This is a genomic window from candidate division Zixibacteria bacterium HGW-Zixibacteria-1 (genome assembly GCA_002838945.1).
Taxonomy (GTDB): Bacteria; Zixibacteria; MSB-5A5; order GN15; family PGXB01; genus PGXB01.
On record PGXB01000019.1, the window covers coordinates 11943 to 24594 of the forward strand.

Below are 12652 nucleotides of genomic sequence, written 5' to 3' on the forward strand. Positions count from 1 at the left end.
GCTATTTCGACCTTCAAAAGCGCTAATAATAAGAGCCATTATCCCGTGGCAAGCTTATTGCATACTATTCTCGTGGAGTAGTTTATTATATTGAATATAATTTATCAACGAAGGGTTATACAATGAAACGTCTGATTCTCTCAGTCACCACCATCATTTTAATGGCACTATTGGCGCCATCGGCAATGTCGGCGGTTTATACTTTTACCCCCTCTCCTGAAGATTTATGGGGCCTTGATCATGATTATTATTATTCATGGGGTCTTGAGTGGAATCATCCCGGTGAGCGAATTGTTGACGCGGTTCTGACATTTAATGATATTTATGACTGGCGGGTGGAACCGGGCGACAGTCTTTATATGCATTTGCTAGATAACCCCTCGGTTGGCACATTTGCCGGATATGAAGGCTACACCAATGGCGATTATTTTTCCGGCCAGGGAACTCTGATTGACATTTGGTCCGATCCAAACGGGGGAGTCCCCAACGGGACGAACCTCAGCTATCGCTTCAGCGATCTGGGCCTTGTCGGCACACTGAATGATTATGCTTCCAATGGCGTTTTCGGATTTGGTTTTGATCCCCATTGCCACTATTTCAACAGCGGCGTTGAGCTGAAAGTAATTACGGCCGTTCCTGAGCCTTCAACGATGCTCCTGGTTGGAATGGGGTTGATTGGTGCCGGGCTTCTTCGGCGTAGAAAATCTTAATCGAAATAATAGAAATTATTAAGAAAGGCTTTCCGGGTGGAAAGCCTTTCTTCTTTTTGAAATTTTAGTCACGCCGATTTCCGACCATCGATGCAACCGACCTCAACGAATGGGCCGATCAGATATCACCCGATTTGTCTCTGTGATGGATCCCATCGAGATGCTGCTGAAGGAATCGATTATCAATGGTGATCTGATTGGTCTGTACCTTGAGTATATCCCGCAACGATATCAAACCGACCAACTGCTCCTCCACCAGAATCGGCACATGGCGGATATAATTTTTGTTCATGACGCCGGCGATATATTCGATCTTGTCTTCCGGCAGGCCGACAATAACCGCCGATGTCATCACATCCTCGAGTTTGAGAGAATGATATTCGCCGCCCGTTTCATGAATCTTCCGGAAAATATCCTTATCACTGACAATCCCTATCAACTGTCCCTTGGTATCGACGATCGGAAGACACCCGATATTATTGGTAATCATCAGATTCATGGCTTCATCGACTGAAGTCGACGGCCCGGCGGTGATAATATTTCTCTGGTTTTTCTTAATTATGTCATTTACTATCATAACATACTCCATAAAGAGTTTACCGATATCTTTTTTTTGCAGGGAGCCCGCAGTTAAATATAGCCAATTTTGACTCCATTAACAAGCAAAATATGGCTTATTTTGTCCATTGGCGGCCGGCCGGGAATCGTCTGCTTGCCCTATCCTGTCGACTCAAGCACCCTGTTGCAGTTTTTCAAGAAAACGTGATCGCAGTCTGTCACCCATAAGAGCCTTCTTGACCGGCGGAATTCTTAGAAACCCTCCGACAAATGCCCGCATAAATTTATGACTCATACTTTGCGGGTTGTCAAAAACCAGATTCTGGAGGGTGCCCTGCTCCAGGCTTTGAAGAATGATCCTTTCAAATGCAGTCTCGGGATGAATGACCCTTTGCCCTCTTTTTGTAAGACGCATGGCATGGGTGTCGCAGCTGTGGGCACAGACTCCGCAGCCGACACAAATATCATCATCTATTTCGGGCGGTCCTTCGGCCGGCATGGTTATGGCATTGATCGGACAGGAAGCGGCGCAGGTTCCGCATTCAATACAAGTGTCTTTATCAGTCCGCGCAATGTAGCTCGAAGTAACCAGCATATGGGGATAGCCGAACTTGCTTATACCGAGCAGCACATTGCAGCAACAGCTGCAGCAGTGACAAATAAACGAGACATCCTTTTGGACATTATCGGCACACAGCACCAGCCCGGCTTCCTTGGAACGCGCCAGGTTATCCAGCATCTCGCTTTTCGAGACTTCTCTGGCAAACCCGTGGCCGACCATGTACTCCACCGCTCCGCCCATACTCGAACAGGTTTCAAGCGGAATATCACACTTTTTCTCGCCGACATGCAGCTTCTCGTGACGGCAGGAGCAGATGCCGATGCTGAATCTTTCGGTCCGGTCGATAATGACGCTGGCCTTTTCATAGTCAAGAATTTCAACATATTCGGATTCGGCAATGGTCTCCTCATAAGGCAGGGCCCGTAATGGCGATATCTTGGCCCCATGTCCGAAATTGGCCGAATAATAGGTGTCCTTATCCTGAAGATAATCATGAAATAATCTGGCCCATTCACGGTAATTAAGTTCCCCCCTGGTTCTCATCATGGTAAACTCAAATATCCCGATGATTAGCGGAGAAACCGCATAACGGTATTGCCGGCCGTCCCACATATCGAAAACAAGTCCCTTTTCCGCCAGTCCACCAAGAAGGCGCTCCAGATTCGGGCGGTCAATTTTGGTGTACTGCTCTATCTTATCGATGGGCGCCAATCCATACGGCATCATTGCCACCAGCTCAGCCTCATCGCTGGTATAAAGCTCCTTCAATATGGCATATAGCTTTTCATTCCACGGAGCGTGAGCGGTCAAACTGTCAATCTTCTTACCCAGACCGCGATATGCATCTTTTGCAGAAAGATGTCCCATAATTATGCCTTTTGATTATCCTGATAAGGTTCAGGAAACAAGTCAAATAATAAATTGATAATTAAAGATAATATAAATTAAAAAAACCTACAATCAAAAAAAACACGGAGCCCGAAAATTTCGGTCGTTTAGAATGTTGTCATATATGTCTTTTTGTGATACCGATTACTTGCTGCGGAAAGGCAATATTCTGGAGAAAAGGCCCCCTTGCGCTGATTTTTTTCGGCCGTTTGTCGCATTCATGGCCTCACACTCCTGAATCATCCATTGGCGAATCAATTCATGAACGATTTTCTTGTCTTTGGCACTGACATAGCGGAGTTTATGGCCGGAATCATATTTCCCGGTTGCCTCATTTTTGCGACACCAGCGGCATTCGGCATCGAAAAAAACTTCCTTATTCCCCAATATCTTGCGTGGTAATTCCATCCTGCAATACAGGAGGCCGGAAACTTTCACCGGCTTTTCAACAATAAGCTTCATCCCCTCGACAGTCATATTTGCGACCTGACCGATCGGTTGGTTGGAACTTATGTCATAAACTGTAAGATTGTCAGCAGCTTTTCTTCTGACAAGCTTTTGCTGTCTAGCCAAAATGTACCTCTCCAAAAAGTAAAATATAAAGACCTCGTTCTATCCGGATTATCGGAACAAAACAGATAATTCTTTAGAAAAATGATTCAACTCATTAGCTATTAATGAATTACAAGCAATTAGCATATTTTTTTCCACGAAACGACAAATTATCTTATTATATAGGAGATTTTTGGGGAAGTAAGATAATCCGATATGAATATGGCACAGAAACGCATCATTGTTGTCGGTGGAGGAGCTGCCGGTCTCATGGCCGCCGGACAGGCCGCCCTGAACGGAGCCGCAACAACTATCCTGGAAAAGAAAGAACGCCCCGGCCGTAAACTTAGAATAACCGGCAAAGGACGCTGCAACCTGACCAACAATGCGCCGCTGACTGAATTTATCGGGCGTTTTAGCGCCGGGGGCAAATTCCTTCGGCAGGCATTTTCGCGATTCTTTACGCCCGACTTGATCGAATTTTTCGCCCGGATTGGCGTTGCTACCGAATTGGAACGGGGCGGACGCGTCTTTCCCGAAAACAATGATGCCAAGAAAGTGGCTGAGGCTCTTGATAAATGGGCGCGCGACTGCGGTGTCGATATCCTGACGCATTCATCGGTCCAATCTCTGATCATAAAGAATGGGCAGCTTACCGAGATCGGCGTTACGGACAGGAATGGCAATTCTTCTTTCTATAATACTGATGCCGTTATCATTGCCACCGGCGGCGCTTCATACCCCGCTACCGGCTCGACCGGCGACGGCTATCGTTTGGCTGAATCGGTCGGCCATACGATTATTTCGGTTCGCCCGTCATTGGTCCCGGTCGAGACTGCCGGCGATACTGCTCTGCGGCTTCAGGGTGTGAGTCTGCGTAATGTCAGTGCTCGCCTCTGGATAAATGGCAAAAAGAAGGATGAAAGATTCGGTGAAATGTTATTCACGCATTTCGGACTTTCCGGGCCGATAATCCTGTCACTCAGCCGGCAGATAGTCGATGCCGTCCGCACGAAAGCAAAAATCGAACTTTCAATCGACCTGAAACCGGCCCTCAGTGAAGATAAACTCGATCAGCGTCTCCTCAGGGATCTGGACAGCCACGGGAAACAGAAATTCAGCACTCTCCTGAAGGCGCTTCTCCCCCGCAAACTGGTCCCGATCTGTTCGGAAATGACCAAAATTGATCCTGATAAATCAGGTCACCAGATTTCTGCGCCGGAGCGCAAGCGGCTCGGCCGGTGGCTGAAGGATTTTCGCTTCGAAATCAGTGGATATCGTCCTTTTGAAGAAGCAATTATTACTGCGGGGGGAGTGGATACCAAGGAAATCAATCCGCGGACAATGGAATCGCTTTTGGTCAAGGGCCTGTATTTTGCCGGAGAAGTCATGGATATCGACGCCGATACGGGCGGCTTCAATCTCCAGGCGGCCTTCTCGACCGGCTGGCTGGCGGGCCTTTCGGCGGCCCTGGCCGGGTCATAATGATCCTCAGCCCATTCGTCAGAATGATTGTAAATTGTCCGCAATGACCTGTTATTCGAGCCGGGCATTGGATGACGGGGTGATATATGCATGCCATATCGGACCTGATTAAAAACAAAAACGTTTTGGCATGGACCTTGATGGTCAGTGCCGTGGCCCTGCATGTGGCCGATGAGACCATCCACGATTTTCTTCCCTTTTACAACAACCTGGTCCTCAATTTGAAGGACAAACTGGGATTTTTTCCCATGCCGACTTTCTCATTCCCGGCCTGGCTGGGCGGTCTGATTACAGCCGTAATCGCAGGCTATCTAGTAATTCCTATTGTCCTTCGCGGCGGGCGGGTAATTCGAAAACTGACTATTATTCTGGGAATTATTATGACAGCGAACGCCTTGGGGCACATAGTCGGGTCATTTTATGCCGAAAGGCTGATCCCCGGATTCTGGAGCTCCTGGATTCTTCTTCCGGCGGCGATCTTTGTAATAATACGGGGCGTCAAAGCATCCCGGTCTGCGCCCAAATGCCGGTAATATGATAGAGACCTTGTCTTCTCCCCTATCTAAGAGAGTGGTACCGGCAGTCAGAATGGCGCCGACACCATTGAAATCACTTCTTTGTTGACAATATTCATAGTGTTGCTTAAATATTTCTCAAATAATTTATGATCCGACCTGGTATGATATGCTATGAACAGGATTTTAACTTTGTCACATTTACAGGATGGGCCTTATGACTGACGAGGTACTGAAGAGAATTATCACGGATATCAGACCATGGGGTAATTTTATTCAATATACCAATAATGAGATATGCACGGTAAAAATTATCACGGTTGACCCCAATCAGACACTCAGCCTCCAATCCCATAAAAAAAGAGACGAGCTTTGGGTGGTTCTGGATGAGGGTCTCAGGGTCGAATTGGATGATGAGACCTTGACACCAAAACCGGGCGATCAAATTTTCATACCGCGACATACCAAACATCGGCTGGGTTCCATCGGCAAAAGAGCCAGAGTCATGGAAATCTCATTCGGTTATTTTGACGAAAATGATATCGAAAGATATGACGATATCTACGGACGAATAAAAAAGAATAAAGATATTTCCGATACAGAGAAATAAATAACGGACCAGCATTAAATAACCGGAGCATAATCAATGGATATAAAAATCGATTTGACCAACTTGTTCGAACCCCACCTGCCATCACCGCACGGTCTCACAAGGCAGGATATTGAAGGATTATCGGGTCGTCTTGGGGAAGCCTTCGGAAAAATTTCCGATATGAGGCAAAAGGGGGATCTGGTCTTTCTTGATATGCCATATAAGAAAGAAGCGGTGGCGCAGGTTAATGATTTTGTCGCAGAAAGAGCCGGCGAATTTACGGACATGTTGACGATCGGCATCGGCGGTTCCGCTCTCGGTTCCATTGCCGTATTCGACGCCCTGGGTCATCCCTATCACAATTTGCGGGATGTTGCGCATCGTGAGAATAAACCACGCCTGTTTTATCTGGACAATGTGGATCCCGACCGGCTCAATGCCCTTCTGGACATTCTGGACATTGAAAAAACATTGGTAAATGTAATCAGCAAAAGCGGAAGCACAGTCGAGACCACCGCCAATTTTCTTATTCTCAGAAAGATATTGATTGACCGGCTGGGTGAGAAATCATATAAACGCAATCTGGTCCTGACAACCTCACTGAGTAAAGGTGAAATGAGAAAGATCGCTGACGCTGAGAACATCCCCTCGCTGTCCATGCCCGATAATCTTGGCGGACGCTATTCGGTTCTTTCGACGGTAGGTCTTCTGGGTGCGGCCTTTCTTGGTTTTGATATCGAGGAATTCATGGCCGGGGCCAGGTCGATGGATCGCAGGTTCAAGGAAGATGATGTCTGGAAAAATCCGGTCTCCCTCTACGCCGCCGCACACTATATTGCCGATGTCAAAAAAAGTCTTAATATTTTCGTTCTTATGCCGTACAGCCATGCTTTGCGCACCATTTCCGACTGGTATGCCCAATTGCTGGCCGAAAGTCTCGGCAAAGTGACGGCCGACGGCGAACATGTGGGCCCGACGCCGGTCAAAGCTTTGGGCGTGACCGATCAGCATTCCCAGCTGCAGGCATACGTTCAAGGCAAGATTGACAAGGTCATTACATTTCTGGCGGTGGAGAAATTTAAATCAAATCACCGGATTCCCAAAGCATATGCCGGATATCCCTCATTCGAATATCTGGGCGGTTCCGATATTGCCGACTTGTTCGAGGCCGAACGCCGAGCGACCGAGTTATCACTTACCAAAAACAACCGGCCCAATTGCACTATATATCTTCCGCAAATAAACCCATACGCATTAGGGCAGTTGTTTTACTTTTTTGAAGCAAGTGTCATTGTGATGGGTCAGCTTTATGGTGTCAACCCTCTCGACCAGCCCGGCGTCGAGGAAAGCAAGGAGTACGCCAAGGGGCTCATGGGCCTTAAGGGATACGAAGATAAGAAACGTGAAGTCGATGCCGTTACCGGCAAGAAAAGAGAATATTGTTTGTAGGCAAATATATTCAGCGGTTTATTCGTGAAAATATTTTCAAGGGGCGGCCGGCAGGGCCGCCCCATTTTAGTTTCTAAATACATTGCGGCGCCGGACCGCTTTTATACACGTAATTTATCAGATAGGTAATATCAAGTATATTCAAACTTCCGGAGCCGTTGACATCGGCAATACTCTCGGGATCGGGCGCGGGGCCGCTCTTATAAAGATAGCTCAACAAGTAAGTCACATCCAGAAGATTTATCGCCCCATTGCCATTGACATCACCACATAATCCGCTGACCGAAACCACACCCGGGAAGTTCAGCGGCTCGTATGCATAGATATCGATCCCTCCGAATTGCGGGATACGGGTCGAGTAACCATCCAATTCAATCACCGCTGTCTGGCCGAATGATGCCGCCGGTGCGATAGTGAAGAATAATTTTAAAAGCAAGCCGCTGCCGGCCGCCATCGCTGATGTCGTTCCACCTACATCATTAGAAATTTGAAAATAGGCACGTTTATTCGTCGGGTCAGAAGAGGACATCGTGGCATTATCCATATTTTCGGTACGACAGCCGACGGTTGTAAACGAATCCAAGGTTAGATTCAGCGTTCCGGGATATTCCATTGGGATTTTCATCAGTGAAAGAGGGATTGTGTTGCTACCGTAAATTCCGACTTCAACTGTCTCGCCCGGGTCACCATCGACCGCGGCGGCCCATAATGTATCCGCCAGGGCCATAATATACTTTTTTTGCGTGTGTGAATAACTTTCCCCACCGGAAGTTATATTCAAAGTGACATTATAAATGCCCCGCTCCTGGTAGATATGCGTCGGAGATTGAATATCGGCACTGCCGCCGTCTCCAAAGTCCCAGTTCCAGGTGTCCACCGATAAGCGGGAGGATCCATCAAAATTGACCTCAAAAGGAACCCAGCCGACCGTTGTGTCAGCCTCAAAATTGACATAATAGCTGATAAAAAAAACTTTATCGCCCGAAAAGCTCGGCACCGCAATAATATTGTCGCGAATATTATAATCCAGCCCGGCCGGTTCCGGAATCCCGCTATAGATGACTTCAGGAGGGTTGGTGAAGGTGCTGTCATATTTTATGATTTCCCCGTTAACATGGGAGCCGAGAAAAACATTGCCGCGATTATCCATGGTAATGCCGTCAAAATAACCGGTCGGCGATACGACCAGATCATAAACCGTTGAGTCGTCAAGATTAATTGCCTGGACCGGCGCATTGGCCGAATAACCGGCCACCAGAAGGCGGTTGTGCCGGATATCGAAAAATATATCCTGGGTCCACGTCGCCAGACCGGTGCTGGCAAAAACCCAGTATTGCCGGTCACTTATGCGGACCTTGAAAATTTTTCCTCCGGTATCGACCACATAGACATATCCCGAAGTATCGGTCGTCACCCCGTCCGCATTTTGTATTGTCGGCAGCGAAATGCTGAAGATAATTTCGTCGGTGGCCAGATCGACCGCAAAAAGACCGGTTCCGGTTCCCACAAAAAGAGTGTCATTTTTTATGCAGTTTCCGAAACATCCCGGGAGATTGGTCTTATAATTACTGATATTCCCATCCTGATCGATTTGAACAAGAGATTTATTGTTCAAACTTGACACGATATAGCGATTTCGCAATGAGTCGAAGGCGACGCTTTCGGCGCCATCGATAAGATTCTGGCCATATGCACTTCCCCAAAGCGTCAGAAAGATGCAAAAAGCCGTTAACACATACCCCTGTTTCATTTTCTTCTCCTCTAAATTTGGGCTTTGGCTTCACAGACTATTCGGATAATCAACTTCCGGTCATTCAGCAATATACCAAGACATGGTTCTTTGGATTTATTGCTCCACAAAGACATGGTTTCTAACAGCAGACAGACTATTTTCCCGGAATATTTCAAGATTTTTCGGCAGAGATTATTGCAAATTTCGAGTCAGTGGTCCAAAAAGTCCGCTTGCTTTTCGAAAACCGACCGATATATTTAGTAATTAATATACTATAAGGTCTGGTTAGTTTAAGTTGGGACTCAACGATTTATATAAAAACTCGCTTTCAGGCGGCGAAACAGAGGAAAAGAAATTTTTCCTTTCCCTGACTGAAAGATTTCAACTGGTCGCGGAGCAAAAGATAATGAATGAGTCGGACCGCCAGGAAGTGGTGCAAAATGCGCTCATGGTGGTTGTGAAAAAGTACAAAGAAATGAATTTTGAGGTCAGCTTCAGCGCCTGGGCATATGATATCCTTCAAAAGGAGATTCTTAAGTATTACCGAACCAGAGGCGGCCGGGTGAAAAGATTCTCAGGAGAAGAGGACGATTTCTATAATGCCAGAGTTAAATCGATTGATCCTGCCCTGAGAAGAAACTTGCTCGACTGCCTGAAAAAAATATGCGGGTTCAATCAGCGTTTTGCCAGGGTCCTGAATCTTAAATATCAGGGATATGGCGTCGATGAAATTTGCCTCAGGCTTGAAGTAAATATGAGCAACCTGTATGTCATTCTGTCCCGAGCCCGATCGAAACTTAAATTATGCCTCGAAAAAGGGGTAATTGAATAATGGCTGAATGTCCGGATAAAACATTCAGGGACATGCTCCCTTTATATGAGCTCGATCTTTTGCCCGAAGCGGATCGGGAAAAATTCGAGCGTCACCTTTTCGAATGCGATTATTGTTTTGAGGCGGTGAAGCAGTTTCGCGATGAAACCTTTTTGCTCAACAATGACGCTGAAGTCAGGGAGACGGTGGCCGAGAACCTTGAAAAGCCCGTACCATCGGTTGTTGATAAGCCCGCTTCAAAATCAAAAAGGCTTCTTCCCTCTCTCATTCCGACAATAATAATTGCGGCGGCTTTGATTGTCCTGATCATAAAGCCGTGGCAAATCGAATTCAGACCGGAACATGAGGCCACCGCTTCGGAAAACCGCCTGGCCATAATGTACTTCAACAACCTGTCGGCTCGTGATGATCCTGAGCGCCTGGGCCAGATTGTCACCAGTCTTCTCATAACGGATCTTTCCGAATCTCAGTACGTCCGGGTGGTATCACTTGAACAGCTCTTTGACCTGCTCAGATTTCTTGGCAAAGAGGAGATTGTCACAATCAACCGGGAGACCGCCCTGGAGATTGCCAAAAGAGCGGGAGCCAGGTGGATTCTGATGGGTGACCTGTTTGAAAATGACTCGATATTTACGATTGCATCGCAGCTTATTGAAGTTGCCTCCGGTGATATTATAGCCGGGCAGAAAATAACCGGAGAGGCTGATGAAGATATATTTGCCATGGTGGACAGGCTCACCGTGGAGGTAAAAAGCGATCTGTCGCTTCCGACCGGAGCTCTTAACGAAATGGATTACAAGGTGGCCGACGTCACCACCCATTCGGCTGATGCTTATCGATATTATCTGGAAGGCATTAATTATGCATCCAAGGTCTATCGTCCCGAGGCCGCCGAAAGTTTCTCCAACGCTTTGCATTATGATACGACTTTTGCCATGGCGTATTATTATCTCTCCCTATATGCTAACCGCGAATATATAAACGACGCCGTCAAATATATGGAAAACGCCACTCGCCGGGAAAAAATGTACATCATGAGCCGAAATGCCACCCTTTCGGGAGAATATAAAACTGCAAATAATATTCTTTTGGAATTGATTCGGGTGTATCCGGATGAAAAAAAGGCTTATTTGCGACTGGCTGAATCCTTCAACAGTATCGGCCGGTATCGCGAAGCGGCTGATTATCTCGAGAAGGCGATTGCACTCGATCCGCTCTATAAAGAGGCTTACAATCTCCTCACTTACCAATATGAATTTCTGGGTGAGACCGACCGTGCCCTTGAGACAATCGACCGATATATCGCTATTGCACCTGATGAGGCCAATCCTTACGATACCCGAGGCGAAATATACGCACGAAGCGGAATGATCGAAGAAGCCATCGAATCATACAAAATGGCTCTGCAAAAGAAGCCCGACTTCGAGAACTCTGTCTGGATGCTTGGCCAGCTTTCTCTTTTTGCAGGCCATTATGAAGAAGCCGACAGCATCTTCCGAAAATTGGCCCTGCATAGCAAGTCCGGTTATGAGCTGTCAGCCAGGCTGGCGTTATCATATATTCCGATGCGCCAGGGAAAATACAATGAAGCGCTGAGTACCCTTGATGACGCTGTCGCGGCTAACAGGCTGGAAAAGGTTGCCGGTTTTGGAAGGGCGATGGTCTATCTGGCTAAGGCCCTTGTTTATATGGAACTTGGCGATAAGATATCCGCTCAGAATGCAATTTCCGAATACATGACCATACATAAAAATGAATTCCCTGATAACATGCAGTGCTTCCAATGTTTCGAGACGCAGATTCTTGCTGAAAGCGGCCGCATAGACGAGGCGGAGCAATCCGCGAAGGAATTGAAACACACCCTCGATTCATTGGAGATTACCCTGGAATATTATTGGTATGCACTAGGGACGATAGCCATGGCCCGGCAGGATTACCGGACAGCCGTCGATTATTTCAAGACGGCCGCAGAAGATATTCCTGATTTTTATGCTCAGTACATGCTTGCCCTGGCCAGATTGAAAGCAGGTGAGTATGCGCAAGCGGCGGAAGATTTCGTAAAGGTGCAAAAGTCGATCAATTCCTGGAAAGCGATGTTTTCGGTCTGGGATGTTAAGACCTTGTATTACTCGGGCCTGGCCTATGACAAACTTGGTGACAGAGAAATGGCCTCGAAGTACTTCAGAAACTACCTCGACATCCTCAAGAACGCCGATCGCGACGCCCCTGAGATGATCGACGCGCGACAAAAACTCGAATCCTATAAGAACATCTGATTCCTAACTAGCCCATTAATTTTATCTATTGGTGAAGGAAGCCCTCTTACCTATACTTTTTTCATAACATACTGTGTGCACCAGATCCTTCCCTTCCAAGCTCGGGGCTTGTGAGGCTCAGAAGGTCTGTCCACATCTGCCCGTCGACAAATGGCCCTTTCAGGCGCTATAAAACTATGATTATTTGGGGAAAATGATCGCTATGGCAGACCAAAGGCCAAAACGGGCTTTCGCGCCCAGACCGAAGGCCAAAAAGATACTATTATATGTGGCAATATAGGACATTTATAAAGCTATGACTATGATGGGAAACAGAAGCTGGACGCCACGCCGAAGGCCAAATGGCGCTGTTGCGCCCAGACCGAAGGCCAAAAACCATATCGCTATATGGCGGAGAGGCAGGGATTCGAACCCTGGAGGGGAGTTACCCCCTACACACTTTCCAGGCGTGCTCCTTCGGCCAACTCGGACACCTCTCCGATCATGACTTACCTCACGGGT

General features: G+C 47.2%; 11 protein-coding genes and 1 tRNA gene. 7 read left to right on the forward strand and 5 right to left on the reverse strand.

The window, feature by feature from the left end; genetic code table 11:
• Positions 1-122 precede the first annotated feature (122 nt).
• Positions 123-710, forward strand: coding sequence for a hypothetical protein (locus CVT49_08665; GenBank protein PKK83374.1), 588 nt, complete (start codon positions 123-125; stop codon positions 708-710).
• A 118-nt stretch (positions 711-828) separates the two neighbouring features.
• Here the strand turns inward: CVT49_08665 and CVT49_08670 are convergent, their stop codons facing one another.
• The 3 genes from CVT49_08670 to CVT49_08680 all read right to left on the reverse strand — a co-directional run bounded on the left by CVT49_08670 (position 829) and on the right by CVT49_08680 (position 3195).
• The gene (locus tag CVT49_08670) at positions 829-1299 is read right to left on the reverse strand and encodes a hypothetical protein (GenBank protein PKK83375.1); all 471 of its coding nucleotides are present in this window, start codon (positions 1297-1299) and stop codon (positions 829-831) included.
• A gap of 141 nt (positions 1300-1440) precedes the next feature.
• On the reverse strand, positions 1441-2697 hold the full coding sequence (locus tag CVT49_08675) for a 4Fe-4S ferredoxin (protein ID PKK83376.1): 1257 nt from the start codon (positions 2695-2697) through the stop codon (positions 1441-1443).
• Between the two features lie 165 nt (positions 2698-2862).
• Positions 2863-3195 (reverse strand): hypothetical protein, encoded by a 333-nt coding sequence (locus CVT49_08680; protein ID PKK83377.1) that lies wholly within the window; start codon positions 3193-3195, stop codon positions 2863-2865.
• 297 nt (positions 3196-3492) lie between these two features.
• Here CVT49_08680 and CVT49_08685 point away from each other — a divergent pair, with 297 nt between their 5' ends.
• From CVT49_08685 to CVT49_08700, 4 genes are all read left to right on the forward strand, one after another.
• On the forward strand, positions 3493-4755 hold the full coding sequence (locus CVT49_08685; GenBank protein PKK83422.1) for an aminoacetone oxidase family FAD-binding enzyme: 1263 nt from the start codon (positions 3493-3495) through the stop codon (positions 4753-4755).
• A gap of 86 nt (positions 4756-4841) precedes the next feature.
• Positions 4842-5288: a hypothetical protein gene (locus CVT49_08690; GenBank protein PKK83378.1), complete on the forward strand. Its 447-nt coding sequence runs from the start codon at positions 4842-4844 to the stop codon at positions 5286-5288.
• 190 nt (positions 5289-5478) lie between these two features.
• Entirely contained in the window at positions 5479-5880 is a 402-nt protein-coding gene (locus CVT49_08695; protein ID PKK83379.1) for a mannose-6-phosphate isomerase, read from the forward strand.
• Between the two features lie 36 nt (positions 5881-5916).
• A complete protein-coding gene (locus CVT49_08700) occupies positions 5917-7311 on the forward strand; it encodes a glucose-6-phosphate isomerase (GenBank protein PKK83380.1) in 1395 nt (464 codons plus the stop codon).
• Between the two features lie 73 nt (positions 7312-7384).
• On the opposite strand, the gene CVT49_08705 is transcribed toward CVT49_08700, so the two are convergent.
• The gene (locus CVT49_08705; protein ID PKK83381.1) at positions 7385-9061 is read right to left on the reverse strand and encodes a hypothetical protein; all 1677 of its coding nucleotides are present in this window, start codon (positions 9059-9061) and stop codon (positions 7385-7387) included.
• A gap of 277 nt (positions 9062-9338) precedes the next feature.
• Here CVT49_08705 and CVT49_08710 point away from each other — a divergent pair, with 277 nt between their 5' ends.
• On the forward strand, positions 9339-9875 hold the full coding sequence (locus CVT49_08710) for a hypothetical protein (protein ID PKK83382.1): 537 nt from the start codon (positions 9339-9341) through the stop codon (positions 9873-9875).
• Positions 9875-12151: a hypothetical protein gene (locus CVT49_08715; GenBank protein ID PKK83383.1), complete on the forward strand. Its 2277-nt coding sequence runs from the start codon at positions 9875-9877 to the stop codon at positions 12149-12151. Before CVT49_08710 ends, CVT49_08715 begins: the two co-directional genes overlap by 1 nt.
• 388 nt (positions 12152-12539) lie before the next feature.
• Here CVT49_08715 and CVT49_08720 read toward each other — a convergent pair.
• A tRNA-Ser gene (locus CVT49_08720) sits at positions 12540-12630 on the reverse strand.
• Positions 12631-12652: the final 22 nt, after the last annotated feature.